Source organism: Candidatus Abawacabacteria bacterium (genome assembly GCA_016207805.1).
In the GTDB taxonomy this organism is placed as follows: Bacteria; Patescibacteriota; Gracilibacteria; order RBG-16-42-10; family RBG-16-42-10; genus JACQZO01.
Genome location: JACQZO010000011.1, coordinates 58,994 through 77,580 on the forward strand (window position 1 = coordinate 58,994; position 18,587 = coordinate 77,580).

At 39.1% G+C, this 18,587-nt stretch carries 15 protein-coding genes; 10 read left to right on the forward strand and 5 right to left on the reverse strand.

The genetic code is table 11. The features are described from left to right. Positions 1-25 precede the first annotated feature (25 nt). From HY817_03120 to HY817_03135, 4 genes are all read right to left on the reverse strand, one after another. Entirely contained in the window at positions 26-2,620 is a 2,595-nt protein-coding gene (locus HY817_03120; protein MBI4836226.1) for a sulfatase-like hydrolase/transferase, read from the reverse strand. Continuing rightward, positions 2,607-3,983, reverse strand: coding sequence for an SAM-dependent methyltransferase (locus HY817_03125; GenBank protein MBI4836227.1), 1,377 nt, complete (start codon positions 3,981-3,983; stop codon positions 2,607-2,609). The genes HY817_03120 and HY817_03125 overlap by 14 nt, the downstream gene beginning before the upstream one ends. 16 nt (positions 3,984-3,999) lie before the next feature. Next, complete coding sequence (locus HY817_03130) at positions 4,000-4,188, reverse strand: hypothetical protein (GenBank protein MBI4836228.1); 189 nt, start codon at positions 4,186-4,188, stop codon at positions 4,000-4,002. 125 nt (positions 4,189-4,313) lie between these two features. Further along, the gene (locus HY817_03135) at positions 4,314-5,882 is read right to left on the reverse strand and encodes a hypothetical protein (protein ID MBI4836229.1); all 1,569 of its coding nucleotides are present in this window, start codon (positions 5,880-5,882) and stop codon (positions 4,314-4,316) included. Positions 5,883-5,975: 93 nt separating this feature from the next. Between HY817_03135 and HY817_03140 the strand changes: the two genes are divergently transcribed. After that, on the forward strand, positions 5,976-6,329 hold the full coding sequence (locus tag HY817_03140) for a four helix bundle protein (protein MBI4836230.1): 354 nt from the start codon (positions 5,976-5,978) through the stop codon (positions 6,327-6,329). Here HY817_03140 and HY817_03145 read toward each other — a convergent pair whose 3' ends face one another. Beyond that, positions 6,330-7,241, reverse strand: a complete 912-nt coding sequence (locus HY817_03145; GenBank protein ID MBI4836231.1) for a WecB/TagA/CpsF family glycosyltransferase — start codon at positions 7,239-7,241, stop codon at positions 6,330-6,332. Positions 7,242-7,323: 82 nt separating this feature from the next. Here HY817_03145 and HY817_03150 point away from each other — a divergent pair, with 82 nt between their 5' ends. From HY817_03150 to HY817_03190, 9 genes are all read left to right on the forward strand, one after another. After that, complete coding sequence (locus HY817_03150) at positions 7,324-7,590, forward strand: hypothetical protein (protein MBI4836232.1); 267 nt, start codon at positions 7,324-7,326, stop codon at positions 7,588-7,590. Further along, complete coding sequence (locus HY817_03155; protein ID MBI4836233.1) at positions 7,577-7,807, forward strand: type II toxin-antitoxin system mRNA interferase toxin, RelE/StbE family; 231 nt, start codon at positions 7,577-7,579, stop codon at positions 7,805-7,807. The genes HY817_03150 and HY817_03155 overlap by 14 nt, the downstream gene beginning before the upstream one ends. Before the next feature lie 121 nt (positions 7,808-7,928). Then, positions 7,929-8,918, forward strand: coding sequence for a DNA double-strand break repair nuclease NurA (locus HY817_03160; protein MBI4836234.1), 990 nt, complete (start codon positions 7,929-7,931; stop codon positions 8,916-8,918). 75 nt (positions 8,919-8,993) lie between these two features. After that, complete coding sequence (locus tag HY817_03165) at positions 8,994-11,063, forward strand: hypothetical protein (GenBank protein MBI4836235.1); 2,070 nt, start codon at positions 8,994-8,996, stop codon at positions 11,061-11,063. 40 nt (positions 11,064-11,103) lie between these two features. Then, on the forward strand, positions 11,104-13,686 hold the full coding sequence (gene secA / locus HY817_03170) for a preprotein translocase subunit SecA (GenBank protein MBI4836236.1): 2,583 nt from the start codon (positions 11,104-11,106) through the stop codon (positions 13,684-13,686). Positions 13,687-13,744: 58 nt separating this feature from the next. Beyond that, positions 13,745-15,040 carry a hypothetical protein gene (locus tag HY817_03175; protein MBI4836237.1) on the forward strand — a complete coding sequence of 432 codons (1,296 nt, stop codon included), beginning with the start codon at positions 13,745-13,747 and terminating at the stop codon, positions 15,038-15,040. A gap of 37 nt (positions 15,041-15,077) precedes the next feature. Further along, positions 15,078-15,659, forward strand: a complete 582-nt coding sequence (locus HY817_03180; GenBank protein MBI4836238.1) for a hypothetical protein — start codon at positions 15,078-15,080, stop codon at positions 15,657-15,659. 107 nt (positions 15,660-15,766) lie between these two features. Beyond that, entirely contained in the window at positions 15,767-16,081 is a 315-nt protein-coding gene (locus tag HY817_03185) for a hypothetical protein (protein ID MBI4836239.1), read from the forward strand. Positions 16,082-16,275: 194 nt separating this feature from the next. After that, positions 16,276-18,486 carry a DNA translocase FtsK gene (locus HY817_03190; protein ID MBI4836240.1) on the forward strand — a complete coding sequence of 737 codons (2,211 nt, stop codon included), beginning with the start codon at positions 16,276-16,278 and terminating at the stop codon, positions 18,484-18,486. The last annotated feature ends 101 nt before the right edge of the window (positions 18,487-18,587 follow it).

An 18,587-nucleotide genomic window follows, 5' to 3' on the forward strand; every position in this document is an offset into this window, starting at 1 on the left:
GGGATAGAAAAGTAGTGGATAAGGATCAATTTTTTTCTCGTATAATGATCTTTTTTATTGCTATTCCTAGTGTTCGCATATCTTCAGAGATGCCAAGACTTTTTGGAGATCTGGCCTGGGGAATCAGAAATCGTATTAGTAGGATTCCATTGTGAGTCTCTTCTTTGGGAATAGTTAAAAAATACTCACCGTTGCTTTGCATTTGCCATGTGCTGGAGACATGATCATTAATTAGTACTTTTATATTTTGCATAGGCAACTGTTTAGCAGCTATAAGCGGCATTATGTCGGCGGATAAGAGTAAATCATGGCTAGAGGGGTGAATAGGAATAGCTATAGTAGCTTCATTGGCACTACTCCAAGTTTGTGTATCCTCAGGTGTTGACCAGCCACTTTTTAAATATTCAAGTCCTTCAGAACCTTTGATGAATTCAATTACATTTCCATACTTATAGGGAATCACTTTATTTACAGTCATCTCTTGGAGTGCAATACCTAACAGTCGCTCATCACTGTTTAGGCCAACTTCTTTAGGTGATACAGCATCAGGTAGCTCAAAGACTAATTTTATTTGTTTGTTTTCAATGAGAGCATGGGGAACTGTAACTTGTATGGTTTCAGCTTTGTCTAGTGTCGCCTGAGCTATGGTAGTATTGTTTATAGTTATATTCAGTCTTTGACTGGATTTCTTTTCTCCCAAGACAAATGGGACTACTTTAAAATCGATAATGACATTATGAGGAGCGTCTATTCCGGGGATTAGTACGGACGCGTAACGGTCAGTAGTCCATGTGTACTTAGGCTCAGGTTGTCCCCAGCCGCCTTGTAAATATGCATTAGTGCTTTCTGTGGCTAGGTTAAAGGAATAAGGGGTGGCTAGTTGAATTGGGGAAAGGCTATTGGTGACTTCTTTTTCAGAATACATTTTGTATGTATCGGTCCAGGAAGTATTATCGAAAGTATTTCCAGATACGGTAAATTGCTTCATCGTTGGTAAGTAGTCCTTGTTCCATTTACCATCCCAGGTATAAAAAAAGAAATCACGAATCCTGTTCATTGGTGATTCTTCATGCAGGATATCTATGCCAGGAAATATCGTTGGTAACTTGGCAATATTAGCTAGGGATTTGGGAATATCACCAAGTGTTGTTGGTTTATCTGAGATTGAAAAAGGAGTTTGATTATTGAAGTCCTTAATCAAAAGTAATGGACGAGCAGCAAACTTAATGTCATTAGCAATTTTGTAATGAAATTTATTGTCTTCTGCTCTTTCAGAAAAACTTTCTGGTGATAAGCCATTGCCGTGATCACCAAGGATGACAATAGCTGTATTGTTATAAATCCCTAATTTTTCTATTTCTTTCAGCAGCTTCTGTGCCACTTTGAGTGTTGCTACACTTTGTCTCTTAAAAGATAATCGATTAAATGGCATCGATTCATATTGGAAATTTTCATTTAGATTCAAAGGAGCATGAACACCTTTCAGATGATAAAATTTGAAAGTAGGTTTGTCTGCGGTGGTGCTTGCTTGGTACTCAAAGCGGTTAACAAAATCAATATTGTCATCAAAAAGACCACCAGTTTTTGTTCCCGCATTTGTCACTTTATATTGATTATCAGGTTCATTTGTTATTTCATCTTGGTTATCAAGAATACTTTTAATACTATTAGGCAATAATTTAAAACTACTTAATTGGTAAAGAGGCAAAAAACTTTCCCAATTGATGAACCATGATTTTTGTTTATAGCTACTGGTAATTTCTGGAGTGCTATAAAGAGTCATGTTTAAAGGCATGGAAACCTCGTAACCCGCCTCTTTAAATGCTTTTGGTAAGGAGTTTGTAGAAAAGTTTTGTTGAATAAACTCTTGGATCGGCATTTCATTGTGGTAGTAGTTTCCAGTGAGTGCCAGACTTACTGAGGCATATGTGGTGGGATAACCTCCCAAATTGTTGGGAAAATAGGTGAAACCTTTTAACATATCTTGGTATTCAGGCCGTTCAGTAATAATTTCTCTAAAGACATCTGTTTGAAATGAATCTAGTAAGAGAACTACGACGTTTTTTTCTTTTGCTGAGAAGTTAAATTTGTTCTCATTATCTATCACTAAACTTTTAAATAGTGGCTCTGATGGCATATTTATAATCAGTAATCCAACACTAACAAGTTGACTGATAATGAAAACACTGGCTATTTTCCCAGCGTAAGGTAAAAGGAAGCTTCGTTTCTTGATGGTAATAACAAAGAGTGTAAGCATTATTGTGCTCTCGGTCACAATGAATAAAAGAGTAGGTTCAATTTCATCGGCTACACCATTCAAAATGCCGGATGTCCAGCCGAAAATGTTTTGATACCAAGAGAATATTCCTAGTGTTAACAAAGCTATTAACAAGCTGGCACGAATTCGTTTAAAATAAAGCAATCCAAGCATAATGATGCCTGTGCTAAGTGTAGCAACTATTAAAGTAAATAAGAGTAATTCCGTGCTACTAAATGAGAACTCAGTACTGTTATGAAAATATAATTCTAAAGGAGCAAAAAAAACTATGGTGCTAACAAAAAAGATACTGACTAAAATATTTTCAATAAACTTTTTAGTTTCGGTATTAATTTTTAGCATGTCGTTTCATTAAGTATATAGTACGTTCAGAGTGGCTGACTTTTTGGTTTTTTTGAATCGAAAAATAATTGCCAAAGCTTTCTTCAAAAGCTGATTTGGTATAATTAGCAAAAATATCTTCTCGAGTCTTTAAAAGATACTGCACTTTCGAATCTGTTTTTGGCACAAATTCAATGATTAAGTTTTCTCCTAATTGACTAAAGTAGTGTGCTATTTTCTCAAAGGGCACATTATTAGAAATTGCTAAATGGTGAATAATAGCTAAAGCTAATAATGTATGAGCTGGACCACGAGCAGTAAGTGATTCTCGCTCTTCATTTCCCCAACCAATTGCCGGACTAGGATTGGTTAAATCTAGGACTAAGGGTAATAGATTAATTTCTTTTTTAGATTTTAACTGCTGATAATTTTGTTCCACGGCTAAAGGATCAATATCAAATGAAATAGTCGGTATATTCTTATCACTGGCTAACCTGCTAAAATGGCCATCATTTCCACCAAGATCCCATAGTGACGTCGGTTGCAACTGGTTTATATATTGGGCAACAATACGTTTTTTATCTTCAATACTCTCATCACTGTAATTAGTGCGATCATAATAATCTATCCATTCGGTATTCTGTTTATGTGGAGTAAGTTTTTTGATGGTTGAGGTTAGGCTATCTAGTAAACTCAACATCTGAAACTTGCTCATTTTTGCTGGTTGATTATTAGTGTCCTTTCTTTCATAGTGCTTTTGACTTTTTGCATGTAGGTGGATGTGCATGAGAGTTGAAAACTTCCACTTAGTCTTCCATGGCAAAAAGCTAGCAGCCACTTCCAGTGGGATACCATCTAGCCAAATTGCACTCAAACGGCCTGCATGGATATTAGAATAGTGCATCAATGCCAAGGGGGCTAAAAAGTGCTGACAAAATTGACGATATGCCTGCCATGGGTGACCTTCTTGGTAGGATTCAAAAGAAAGTGTATCAATGAGTATTGGCGCTCCTTGGAGAAATTGAATATTGTAAGAACTGGCATCTTTAAGGGTCATGCCATGTTCCAAAGCGTCTTTTTGAATAGATAGCGTAAGTAGTGCCGCATCTTTTAATTGGCCAAAACACCATTCATAGGGGTAAGAAATGAAGGGGATTTGTTCTGGTTCAATTATCTTGTAGGCATCTATTGAAGCGTCAACTTCATTATGAGCTATCAGTTGTTTTTGGTTTACTAATTTAGCAAATAAACCAGAGCTTATGAGCAAATCATAATGCTTTTGATAGCTTTTGTTTATTTGGCGAAAAATCTTGCCTTTGCTTTTAAAGATAAAGCCAGAAGGGTCGCGAAAAGATGAACCTAATTGGTTATCATTGGATGACATGCAATAAATACTTCAGTTACTTTTTTTTAGCCCTAGAGAGAAACTTTTGCCATAATACTTTTAGACCAAATAAGCCACCGACAGCAGTGGCGATGAGTACTTGTATGATGCTGCTACCAGCTCCTGGATCTATATAGGCATGAGCATTGAAAGGAATCAAAAAAATCCCAATCGCTAATACTATATTCCACAAAATTGCTTGCATATTTTGAATTAGTTACAAAATGTTTGTAGCAAAGACTAAAAAACTCTGCAAACAAATGCCAAATTATTACTTTACTTTAAATCATTTTATTAGGTCAATCCTATAGTCTAAATAATGGCACCTATTCAAAATCCTTTTCTTTGCCAAATTAATTGCCAACGTTCGGGGGCAAAAATTGGTCCTGCAATGATCTTTTGGAATGTTTCATAGTGAGCTGCTTTTTCAGCAGATAAAATCTTGTTGTTTTTTTCTTCTTTACTTTCCAGGTAGCCATTGGGTAAGGTGCGGACATAATGGCCAATGCGCCACTCTTTTTGCAAATCAATAGATTCTCTGGCAATGAAAGGATCAGCTATCCCTAATGGGTCTATGATATAAATCTTAGGACCAGCGAAGTAGCCTAAAAAGCCAATATTGGGGAAAATGATTGTTTGCTGATAGCTCCTATGACTTGAATTGTCGCTTCGTATTTGAGCACCATAAATAGCCCAAGAGTGTGGCGGTACCACTTGCGATCGGGTTTGATTGACTAGAGCAGTTGAGGGAAAAAAGAAGCCTCTTTCGTTCACAATCCCATTGAGTGGTATTGTTGGTTCAACACTGATTGGTTGGCTAAACCAATAGCTAGATATGGCAATGAATATACCTAAGCATATGCTTGTTGAAATAATAACACTCTCTTTTGTTTTCTTCTCTGGGAAAAAAGCGCTGATAGTGGGCTGCAAGGATGCTAATCCTAAGATGAAAGGTGCTGAAAAGAAGCGGCCTGCCATGAAGTCACCGCCATTTTTGATGACATAGAGAATGTATAAAAGAGAGCCGAGGGGAAGTGCGAAGTGCGAAATGCGCAGTGCGAAATTAGTGTGTGATGGCGTATTTTTATAAAGGTGATAAGAACAAACTAGGCTAGCTATGATGACCAATAGAGTAATGGGATCATTTTTTAGACTTTCTAAACAATAAATCAGCCCTTGATAAATTAAGTGTATAGCAGGAATGCCGGCATGTAGTTTGGCAAAATAAGTATTGGGGAGAAAAAAACCATAGTAAATGAGCGCAAATATTTCCCAGGTAATAACTGGTAAGGCTCCGAGCAGCATAGTGGAAAGATTCCGCCACGACAATTGCCGATACAGTTCAAATAATAATGCTGGTAGAAATAATAATATGCTGTCCAAACGATTCACCATGGCAAGGCTGGCAATGAGAGCCAACATGAAAAGCCTCCTTCTTGGTAGTGCCTTGGTTGAAAAATAGGTAAAAACAAAGGCTATGATCAATAAGTGCGTGAGTGGATTTTCTAAACCGGAAGTAGAAAAATCAATGAATGCATGGGAAATTAATAAAATGCTAGCAGTAAGTAAGGATGCTGCCATATTTTTTTGTAGCTGAAAAAGTAACACATAAATAGCAACTAAACTGATGCCAATAGATAGGAATAGAGCAGTGAAATAAATCTCATGAGAAAAAAAGTAGGGCACAGTGAGTAGTAGCATCCACAGTGGATTGGTATAAGTCTGCACTCTTTCGCCAATGTTCCAAACTGCTCCATAGCCATTTACTAAATTATCGATAGTGCGAAAGGTGATGAAGGCATCGTCACCAATCCAAGCGGTGCGAATCAAAGCGAAAGTGAATAGTAGTATGATTAGGCTGATAATAGATTTTTGTACTAATGTTTTTGTGACAAACATAGAAAAATTATGAATTACTAATTACGGATTACGAATGAAATGAAAGGTTTCATAATTGTATGGCTATACTAGCTAAGCGTTTAAATTTAAGCTATGGGAACGACACCAAACGTTATTCAAGAAAAGTCATTTCAGTTCTCTATTGATATTTTAAGGTTCACTAAAAAACTTAGAGTGCGTCATGAATATGAGCTTGCAAGTCAGTTAATGAGGAGTGGAACAAGCATTGGGGCAAATATTGAAGAGGCTATCGGAGCTCAAAGTAGAAAAGATTTTATTAGTAAACTTGCTATTGCTAGAAAAGAAGCCCGAGAAGTAAACTATTGGCTTGCGCTTATAAAGATATACTTACCTGAAGAGAGTCAAACAGATAAACTGTTAAAAAATATAGATCAACTACTAGCAATCTTAACAGCTATCATTAAAACTTCCTTGTCAAATTCGTAATTAGTAATTCGTAATCCGTAATTTTTCTTTGTAGACTTTCCAGATAAACCCAAAAGTAGCTCTAAATATTCTCTTCAGTCTATAGGGTTGTGTCACCAGCCTCCAGAGCCATTCCAAATGCAAGTTGCGAAATAGTTGTGGGGCACGACGGGCTTTGAACTTGCCGTAGCCAACATGCTTGCCACCAACAATGAAATCAAAGGTGCCTCCTACGCCCATAGCTACTTTAATAGTAGGCATTTTTACTAAGTGTTCCGCTATCCACGTGTCTTGTTTAGGAAATTGGAAAGCAACGAAGAGGGCGGATGCTTGGCTATCATTGATTAGCTTGATGATATGGTGGGCATCAGATTCATTGGGAGAGCCGGAATAAGTGTGAATTCTGAATGCTGAATGCTGAATTCTGAATTGATTAGCTACGGCTTCGGCCACGCCAGGGGCGGCGCCGAGGAGGAAGATAGATTGGGATTTTTGGGCTAACAGGTTCATTAAAGGGGCGAATAGATCACTCCCCGTGACACGTTCTGGCAATGGATCCTGATACCGTTTTGGGAAAAAAGGAAAAAGTAGTAGTGACACTATTAGTTCTAGTGTTACTCCAATCCAATTTGTAATTCGTAATTCGTAATTCGTAATTTTTTTAAGGAAATTCGTTGCCCAAAGTATTCCTGCTCCATCAGCTAAATGTAAGTCTGCTGTTTGCAGCACTTGCTTAAATTCTGGGTTCTTTTCTGCAGTTAAAACAAATTCAGGATTGATCGTGACAATTCGAGTGCTCTTTCCCTGTTCCAAGCGGTCGGTAATGATTGCTAGCGTTTGTGCTTGAGTAAGGGGATCGAAAGGAATATCAAAAAGTGATACTGGTATAGGAGCTTCGGTGTTTGATTGCGCATCGATAATCTTGATGTTCATAGTAAATAGTTGCTGGCATTTTAATTCATTTTTACATGGGTGGATAGTTCAATCCTCATATGCTAGGATTACTAGTGTAACTATGAAAGATATGAAAGTCACGAACACTGTGCTCACTATGTTTGGTAAGGGAGTAGTTACTTTACCCAAATCCTTCCGTGATCGTTATAAAACGAAGTATTTCATTGCCCAGGAGGTGGCTGGTGGTATGCTTATTCAGCCATTAGTTTTCAAGGAACCAAAGGTTACTTTCAGAAACAACAAAAAAGAGATTGGGCTCAGCTTTAATCCAGGCGTTGAGGCCAAGCAACTGCTCAAAGAGTTCAAACAAATCAATGGAGAAGTATAGGAAGTTTTTATTACTATTATCGCCCAAACAGAGATCTGTAATTCTTGAAATAATAGAAAAGTTAACTAAATTGGATTTTGTTGGAATGGACATCAAGAAGCTTAAAGGATATGACAGTTTGTATAGAGTGAGAAAGGGAAGTGTCAGGATTGTATATTTTTATAATGGTGAAAAAGTAGTTGTTACTGATATCGCATTTCGTAAAGATGCATATTAAAGATCACAGCTTAATCAGGCACATTTTAATTCATTTTCTCAATAAATTCGAGATTGTGTTTTCTTCCATCCATTAGTAATTTGTAATTCGTAATTAGTAATTAGTAATTCGTAATTTTTCTATGGCTGACTTAGGAATATTGCTTCAATACGCAGAGACTGTTAAAAAACGATTGATTGCTCAACAACAAAGTTTTGCTAGCAATTTACAAGCAGTAGAGCAGGTTTGGAAAACAATCAAGCCGGAGCAGTTACCATTGGCGGCATATCAGATTCCTGCTATAGAAAAACCAACTCAAGGTTATAGTATCATTGCTGCTGATAGCTCTCCTTTGGAACTTTCTCGTCATCGAGCAGTAGAGCTCAAGGCTGTTTCTTTGGCACGAGTATATACAGACTACCAAAAGGGCAAAGAAACTATTGAGCGCAAAATAATTGATTTACAAAAAGATGATGTGGCCACTCTCAGCAATCCTTTGTTGGAACTAGAATTTTCTGTTGGTGCCAAATATCCTGCTCAATGCGTCTTGATTGATGGTAGTCTGATTCGTTGGCAATGGGAGCAACTAGAAAAGGCAACTAAAGAAAAGTTGGTGATTAAATACACGCAACTGTTGGTCGATAGTTATCAAAAACACTCGCCAGTTTTGGCTGTGATTGATCGCTCTCAAGGAAGAGATGTGGTTGATGAAATTGAGAAAGTTACTGGGCAAGATTATCAGGGAGTGCTAGATGAAGATTTATTTGGGCAAGTGCTTATGTCCAATAGTTTTTCGCCGGTATTTATGGCATCGTCACCCATTTTGAAATTAGACGAGAGGTATAAGGTGGGATTTGTATATTATAAGTGTGCAGTGCGAAATGCGAAATCCGAAGTTAGTGGAGGAAATGGGGGAGTGATTAGGATAGAGTTTTTATTAGGACAAGATTTAGCAGAAGAGGCCTGGGGAATGCTGATTGATCAGGTGAATAAAGGGAAAGGGTATCCTTTTGTTATTGCTCGAGCGCATGATACTTGTGTGGTAAAGAAGAAAGACAAGTGGTTGTTAGAGCAGACACTGATGAAATATGGAGCGATGTCGCAGAAGGAAAGATTGAAACAGATGGGATAATACTAAGGACACGTTGCTCTCTTGACAATGTTTTATTATCGGTGTTGAATGGTTAGTCTTATTGTTTTTATTTGTATGGGTAAATCAGCATTAGAACTACAGAGGGAACTATTTCCGCCAGATATCAATAGAAGAAATGTCCATCTTGATGGTTTAGCTGTTCAGGGAGCTATAGCTCGACATGCTAGGCCTTATTTAGAGAGACTTAATGCAATAAGTAAGAACCCTGGATTGGAGCCTGAGTCTATACCTAGAGAGTTGCTGGATGGGATTGAAACCTGGGCCATGGGCGTTACTTTTGCCCCTCAATCTGGAATTAGGGCTTATTTAAGAGAAGCTCTAGCTGCTTATGCCTCATATTATCGTAAAAGACCATATGAGTTACATTATACAGAAGTGTGGAAAATGGCTCGAGAAGAGGCTAGGTTTCTTGTTGGTTCATTGGATAACTTGTTGATGAGTGGTGCGTGTGCGGCAAAAATTTGGGACAATGCGGTAACCGCGGTGGATGGAAGGGAAAGAAATGAACAGCTATATGAACTTTTATATCCTTTTCTCTATTTTACTTTTTTACAGCTCGTTGGCAGAGAGGATTTGAGAAAAACAATTGCACTTGATGAAGATACTGGTGGTAAGGTTAGGGAACGTAAGACCACAATTCATCCTAGTTCAGTCCTAGAAAGACTTACGGATGGAATGACGGTGAAAGACATTCGTGATGCAGTGAAAGATTATTATTTCGAGAGAGCCTCAATGCCAGGCCCTTTGCTAAGAGTTAAAGAGATAGTTAGTGCGGAGGGTTTGATGGCCGAGGTATATGGCGATGAATCTCGTATTGTTGTTCGCTATCCCCATGTGGAACGGGCTATGTATAGTGCATTTAATGAGATCGTTATTAGGGCTGACCAAAATGATAGGGGGGTAGTAGTAGATGATTTGAAGAGTTTTGAAGCTCAGGTAAATGCGTGGGTTTTAAGTGCTTATGATGATGTATTAAATGTTGCTGCCCGGAGAAGGACTCTTTTGCTGGCCAATGAATTATCAGCAGACTTTTTGCCTCATGTCTCAACCAAGCTGAGTGTTTTGCAAGAAATGAATCAATTGATTACTTCTATCGATACTGCTATTAGTCAAATGGTAGCTGATGAAGCTTTGCCTACTATTGCTGAAGTGGGCAGGCTGTTAGCCAGTGAAGGTTTCATGAAGGAGCTTAGAGTGCGAAGTCAGGGACCATTAGCATGTATAGCTGCAGCAAATGTTGCTGGATTTGATGCCGGAGTGGAGAAACTTTATAAGGGGTTAAGAACAATGCAAGGCTTAAAGTTTGTGAGACGTGGAATGGGGGCATTAATCAAAAAGTTGGAAGCACTGCTTTCTCCAGCTAAAGCTGCTACAACGGATAGTGCTGATACTAAAGGTGTGCGTATGTTGCCAGAGGAGGCGTTGGTATTTGAACCTTGGCAAATATTATTGAATGTGCTAAAAGCAGGGGCTAAAGAACCTGGCGCTGAACAAATTAAGTATCTCCAGGCGCATGTTCTTCCTGCATTGCGGCAATGTGCTGCTGGCTATCAAGAGCTATGGACAGCTGTGGAGTATCTTGAAGTGAATTGGCAAAGTTGGTTCCAGCAGGTGGTAGGTAATGATCCTGATAATTCAGTATGGTCAGAACTTCGTACGCAATATTCTGCTAAAGGGGACGCACCTTCACAATGGCAGAAATTGGGTAGATCAGTTTTTGGCTTGGCTCCTCACCATCGTCGGCTTTCTTTAAGTGGTGCAGATACCGTGGCCTGGAGGCAGCTGAAGAAGAAGGTTATTGTTGGATTGTGGATAGGTAAACCATTTTGGACCGGAGAGAACAAGTTATTTGATTCTAATGATGCTGTTGCTCAAGTACTTTCGACATTTCCTATCTATGATAGACCAACGGCTTTTCCTGTAACTCACACTCCAGAGGTATTGGAGAATCCCGACTTATTTTTTGGTCCTCCGCAAGATTCAAGGATCCCTAATAAGCATGATATATATGTTTTCACGAAGGGATCTCTGGCACCACAAGCAGTGCTAAGGTACAGTCTTGGTACGGTCAGTCTAAAGCATATATCTCGTAGACATACTACTTTATATACAAGTGGAGAATAGTTTCTCCCTATGTTAATCTCCATTCGCTTAATTTTGCGTTATGGGGATTTGGCAATGGATGTTTCCGGATGATACAGCGAAAGAGCTCAAAAAAATCTCGCACTTGGTAGCTAAGATCAACGCTCAAGAAGAAGAATATCAGCAACTTTCTGAAGAACAATTCAAAAGAAAGACTGAAGAGTTTAAGGATCGAATAGTTCAAGGTGAGTCTCTTGATAGTTTGCTCATTGAGGCTTTTGCTGTAGTAAAGAATGCTTGTCGTCGTTTGGTAGGTACTAAGTACACGATTTCGGGGATAGAAAAGGAGTGGAATATGATTCCTTTTGATGTCCAGCTGATCGGCGGTATGGTGCTGCATCGGGGGAAAATTGCCGAGATGAAAACTGGTGAAGGAAAGACACTAGTTTCTACACTAGCAATTTATCTGAATGCTTTGACTGGTAAAGGGGTTCATGTTGTGACAGTTAATGACTATTTGGCTAAACGTGACGCTGAGTGGATGGGTATGCTCTTCCGATATTTAGGCTTGTCAGTGGGTGTCGTGGTGCATGGCGTTAGTAATGATGATAGAAGGGCTGCTTACCATGCCGATATTACTTATGGTACCAACAATGAGTTTGGTTTTGATTATCTGCGCGACAATATGGTGCAGGATATTAGTCATATTGTGCAGAGAGAACTACATTACGCTATTGTCGATGAAGTAGATTCTATTTTAGTTGATGAAGCTCGTACGCCTTTGATTATTTCTGCTCCAGCCCAGGAATCTACTAATAAATATATTCAGTATAGTGCCTTAATTCCTCGGCTCAAAAAGGATGAGGATTTTGTAGTCGATGAAAAAATGAAAACGGCTACTTTGACTGAAAAGGGTATTGCCAATATGGAACAAATGTTGGGGATCAAAAATATTTACACTGAAGCTGGTTTCACTGAGGTGCATCATATTGAGCAAGCACTCCGTTCTCATGCTCTTTTTGTTCGTGATCGTGATTATGTGGTGAAAGATGGTGAAGTGGTGATTGTTGATGAGTTTACTGGTCGTCTCATGCCGGGAAGGCGCTATTCTGAAGGTCTTCATCAGGCTTTGGAGGCGAAAGAAAAAGTGGATGTAAAACAGGAGAGCAAAACACTGGCAACGATTACATTTCAAAACTATTTTCGTCTCTACAAAAAGTTAGCAGGTATGACTGGTACAGCTGCTACTGAGGCCGAAGAATTTGAATCTATTTATAATTTACCGGTTATCTCTATTCCCACTCATCGGCAAGTGCAAAGAAAAGATTTTGCCGATCGGGTATACAAAAATGAACGTGGCAAATTTAGTGCAGTCGTAAAAGAAATCAAGAATAAACATGAGCAGGGCCAGCCAGTATTGGTTGGTACTATTTCTATTGAAAAGTCAGAATATTTAAGTTCACTCTTATTAAAAGAAGGTATTCCTCATCAAGTACTCAATGCCAAATTGCATGAGAAAGAAGCGGAAATCATTGCCTTGGCCGGGCAAAGGGGAGCGGTGACTATTGCCACCAATATGGCAGGTCGTGGTACCGATATTCAACTTGGTGAAGGGGTAGGTGATGTGGGTGGTTTGCATGTTCTGGGCACTGAGCGCCATGAATCTCGTCGTATTGATAATCAGCTTCGTGGTCGTTCTGGTCGTCAGGGTGATCCGGGTAGTAGCCAATTTTATGTTTCCATGGAAGATGATCTCATGCGTCTTTTCGCTGGGGATCGAATCAAAGCTTTGATGGGTAGGCTCAATTTTCCTGAAGATCAGGAGATTGAAAACAGTATGATGAGTTATTCAATCGAAGCAGCGCAAAAAAGAGTGGAAGGCAGAAACTTTGATATTCGCAAACATGTTTTGCAATATGACAATGTGATGAATCATCATCGCAATTTAATTTATGCACGCCGAAAGAAAGTATTGGAAAGTAAAGAATTGAGAAGTGAAATCCGTGAAGTTCTGCGTAGTGAAATTGCTCGTTTAGTACAATTACATCAAAATATTGAAACTGGAAGTATTGATTTGAATACTTTGCGAGAAGCTTTGTCTGGCATTTATCCTTGTGATCCAGCAGTGATGAATGCTTTTCCTGCGGAAATTACTGAACATGCTGAGAGATTAAGCAATGCCTTAGCGGATCTCTATATTGCTGTCTATGACCAAAAAGTAGCCAAAGCACCAAGTCCTGATGCCATGCATTTGTTGGAGCGCTATGTATATTTGAGAAGTATCGATTCTTTATGGATGGATCACTTGGACTATATGCAATATTTGCGAGAAAAGGTTTCTCTCAAAGCCTATGGCCAAAGAGATCCTTTGATTGAGTATAAGCAGGAGGCATATTTAGCTATGGAGCGACTACTGGCAGCTATTCAGATTTCAGTAGTAAATACTATTTTTAAAGTAGATTTTGCTCCCCAAATGGCTCAACCTCAAGAACAAAAAGAGCTGATTACTAATCAAGAACAAATTGAAGATACTCTTACGGAAAGCAGTGTGGCTGAGAAAAAGCCTCAACCAGTAACCAAGAAAACTACGGGGAAAACCATGGATCGCAATGATCCTTGTTACTGTGGCAGCGGTAAGAAGTATAAGAAGTGTCATGGAAAATAGCCGGAACTAATTTGCCATAATTAGCAAAATTAGCTACTTTTGGGACTAAATATTTTTTATGGCTAATGAAGACGGTTTGTCGGTTTCTGGTGAAGTTGCTGCCGGCCCTTCTGTTGATGAAATAGAGCAGGCCTTGCTTGCTACTGCGCTACATGGACCAGAAGCTGCATCTCAATTAAATGGTTTGAGTGCCCCAGTTCAGTTTGCTTCGACTCTCTTACGGGATCATGCTCGATCTTTAGCTCATTATGTTTTAATTGGTGGTGAAGATCCTCTTCTTAACCCTCTAGCGGGTCTTCCTGATGATATGAGGGGCTTGATTCTTATGTATTTAGCAAAAGTCCGGGAACATGAAAAAGCTTTCACGCGTGCTGTGAAAAGTGGTGCCACTGGAGAATCACTGGATGCTAAGATTGCTGCTATTGAACCATTGCCATCAGTTGATGCTTGCATTGTTGTTGCTGCTCGTGCGCTTCTTCGTTTGCGGGATGATATTAAGTCTGCATTACGGCAAAATGAAGCAGATTTGTTTAGAACAATGCTGACTAGAGGTAGATCTGAAGGAGTAAGGTTTAAGCCTTTTAGTGTGCCTGAACTCTTTACCGCGGGAAGATATATAACTGGTTTGCAATCTGCAGAAGGTAATTTTCGATTAAAAGTTGGAGTGCCTAATTGTGCACCTCATTTTGAAACCATTCGTAAGGAACGATTAACCGGAGTTAAGGTTCCTCCTGTAGAATTTCGGGAGTCGGCAGATCATATTATTGATGCAGTTGTTGATAGGGCTATTGCTGAAAGTAAGCTTGATCCAGAGCACACTGTGATTGCGGTGGAATGGCGTAGTGCTTTAGCAATGGCACAAGCTTTTGCAAAAAGAGGCTTCAAAAGATTTATTCATATTGATGCCAATCGTAAAGAATCAACATCAGATCCATCCATGCATTCTGTACCCGATGTTTCTATTCTTCGGCCCGATGATGTCTTGGTAATGGCTGATCCAATGCTCGCGACTGGTAAGAGTATGGCACAAGCATTAGAAGCGCTTGGTATCAATCCAGGCTCAAGTCGACGTGTTGTGTCCGTGTCTGTTATTTCTGCTCCAGAAGGTATATTCCATTTAGGTAAAAAATTCCCAGGTGTTGAGTTCTTTACAGCTGCCTTGGATCAATACTTAAATGAATTGGCGTTCATATGCATAGGCTTGGGAGATTTTGGTGATCTATATTTTGCTGATGTCGTTGGTGCTTTACTTGAGGAGTTTATTAATTACTGGAAATCTTTAGGTATGTTTAATAATGAACAAGAAATGGCTGCCTTGCGTCTCAGATTTGTTGAACATAAAAATAGAGTGTAACATGCTCGCGACAGATTAAATGTACTTAACATTTTCTATGAACCGTTCTTTTTCTAAATTAGCTATTGTTGGTGGTGTGACATTATCTCTGCTGTTACCGCTTGCCACTGTTTCTGCAAATGAAACTCCACTTCGTGATCGCATGCAAACTGCTAAAGCGCAGATTCGCCAAATTAAGGAAACGGCAAAGGCAGAAATTAAACAAATTAGAGAAGAGCTTTCTGAAGGAAAGCGTACTGCTATGTCACATGCTATGAATGGTATCAAGGAGCGTTTTGAGCATGCTTTAGTGCGTATGGGAGATATTGCTGAGCGAATGACTACCAAGGCTAAAGAATTAGCTAGTAAGGGCGTAAATATTACTGAAGTAGAGAATTTAATTGCTGCTGCAAAGGCAAAATTGCAAACAGCTGGTACTTTGATTACAGCTGCAGAAGCTCAATTTCAAGGTTTAGCTGATGCTGCTGATCGTCCAGCGGCGTTCCAGGCTTTCCGTACTAGTATTCAACAAATCAAAGAAGCGCTCAAATCTGCGCATACTACTTTACAAGAAGCAGCAAAAAAGTTGAAAACAATATACCAAGCATCACAGACTCCTACTCCTAGCCCCAGTGCTTAGTAATGTTTTTAGTAGTCAATGCGTATTATCAATTAATGATAGTGACAAATATACATAGATAAGGGCTCTATCATATTTCTCACTATCATTCTCTGTTATCTTCTCTTATGTTTCTCTCTTTTTCCCACCTTACTACCACTGGTTTGATTCTGACTATGCTAACTTTAGCAGGATGTACTCAAGGGTCTTCAGTGGTGAGAAATACGGCGCCAGCAACTCTCAATACTATGCCTGCTTACGAACATTCTTTGGATGATATCTTATTGGAGAATGATGATGTCTTTTTAGAAAAAATTGCTCGCGAACTTGATGTGGATTTCACTGGCACTGATGCCGTAGGTAATTTATCAGAACAGCTAGATACCATCCATTGGGATGACATTGATGCTAGTTTGCGAGAGATTGAGGAACAACTAAAATAATTACAAATTACGAATTACTAATGACGAATGCACTCAGGGAAGATTGCATGAAATAGTTAAGCCTTGCTGCGAAATAATGGCCTGGTTTTATGTTAGGAACAATAAAGCTAAATGCTGATTTGTAATTCGTAATTTGTAATTCGTAATTCTTTTTGAGCTTTTGTTCTGCTATCATCAAGCTGCTAATTATTTTCATGGGGCGCAGACGTTCAAAAAAAATTAAAATTAGAGTGCCAAGCCTGAAGTTGAAAAGCTCTACCAATAGAGAAATTCAAGTGATATTTTTATTTGCTCTGTCTGTTTTGACTGGTTTGAGCCTACTGAATCAAGCTGGTGTTTTTGGTGTTAATATTGCCAGCGTATTATTTAGATTTTTTGGTATTGGTGCTTATATAGTCCCATTTGCTTTGGCAATTGCTGGAATTCTAGTGTTCTATAGTTCAACATTGAAGCCATCATTCGCCCGTTTCTTTGGTGTGGCTACCTTTTTCTTCTCTATTCTCGGACTAATTCATTTGGCTTTACCTTTGGACACTATTTTGGAAGTAGCTAAAGCTGGTCAGTACGGTGGCTATGTTGGCTTTACTTTGACTAGTATTTTGCGTTATTTCGTGGGTGACGCTGGTAGTTTGGCTGTGCTCATTGCTACCATGCTAATTGGTATATTGATTGCTTTTGATATTACGCTCAAAAAAATATTTGGTTTTATTGAATGGGTGAAAGAGGATTTGCCAGAAGAGAAAGATATGCATGCTCCTAGGCCCCACACTCAGTCAAATAATGTGAGCACTAAACCAGTAATGTCTGCTAATTCAGGTTTGGCTACTAGTATTACTAGGCCAGCCTCCACAGCTGCTGCTACAGTACCAACAGGAAAATTGACTTCTTCAACCCAAGAGCCTTTGCATACAGTATTGGCTCCTACCAAGGGGGATTATAAATTCCCTCCATTATCTTTGCTTGGTGATAATAATGAAAGCTTTTATGAAGATCCCAAAGAAATTGAAGCCAATGTCCACAAACTTTACCAAACACTTTTAGAGTTTAGTGTTATTCGTCCCGAAGACAATATTCATATTGATGCCAATCTTGGTCCTACAGTTACTCAATATACTTTCACTCCACCATCAGGGGTGAAACTTAAAAATATTACGGCCTTAGAAAGTGATATAGCCTTGAAACTCAAAGCAGAAAGTATTCGTATCGAGGCACCAATTCCTGGTAAAGATAAAGTCGGTATTGAAATTCCTAATAAAAAGCGGGCAATGGTGAAACTAAAAGAGGTGGTCTTGAGTGAACCATTTAAATTGATCAAATCACCTTTGCGCATTGCCTTAGGAAAAAATGTGAACAATGAATTTGTTACAGCTGATCTGAAAAAAATGCCGCATTTACTAATAGCGGGAGCAACTGGTTCGGGGAAATCCGTTTGTATGAATGCTATTTTAGTTTGTCTGCTCTATCAGAATGCTCCGGAAGATATGCGCTTTATTTTAATTGATCCTAAGCGTGTTGAATTGAATGCTTATCGCGGTATTCCCCATTTATTAACACCAGTAATTACCGATCCTGATAAAGCTATCCTAGCATTACGCTGGGCTGTTGCTGAAATGAATCATCGCTATAAGCAATTAGAAAGTGCTGGTGAGGTAAATATTGAAAATTACAATAAGAAAAAACCAGAAGAAAAGATGCCATATATTGTTATCGTCATTGATGAGTTGGCGGATTTGATGATGGTGGCATCAAAAGAAATTGAGGCTAGTATTTGTCGTGTGGCTCAAATGGCTCGAGCTGTGGGTATACATTTGATAGTAGCTACCCAAAGACCATCAGTTGATGTCATCACCGGATTAATTAAAGCGAATATTCCTGCGCGCATTGCTTTCACAGTCTCTTCAGGGATTGATTCACGAACTATTTTGAATCGTCAGGGAGCAGAAAGTTTATTAGGTGCTGGCGATATGTTGTACCAAGATCCCAATAATGTTCGGTTAATGCGTGTTCAAGGAATCTACGTCAGTTCAGATGAAGTGAAATCAGTCACCAATGAGATTAAACTGACAAGTCCCGTTGAATACCAAACAGACGTGATCGAAGAAAAGCGTGAAATCCCCGAAGGCCTACCTAATGCCGGTACCATGGGTATCCTAGGCAGCAATGATAATTTCGAAGACGCTTTAGAAAAGGAAGCGATTGAATTTGTCATTCGTACTCAAAAAGCATCAGCAACACTTTTACAACGCCATCTACGTGTTGGTTATGCAAGAGCAGCAAGATTGCTAGATATACTTGAGCAAAAAGGAATTGTTGGTCCAGCTGACGGCGCGAAACCAAGAAAGATTATGGTGCAAGGCACGCCTGTGCAACCGATGAATAATATCCCAGAGGAAACAGTTCTATAAAACTTTCCCCCCTCCCAATTCATCCTGAGCTGCGCGAAGTAGAGTCGAAGGATGAATTGGGAGTAGTGGTTGCACGCATCTAATGCATCTCAATACTTCAT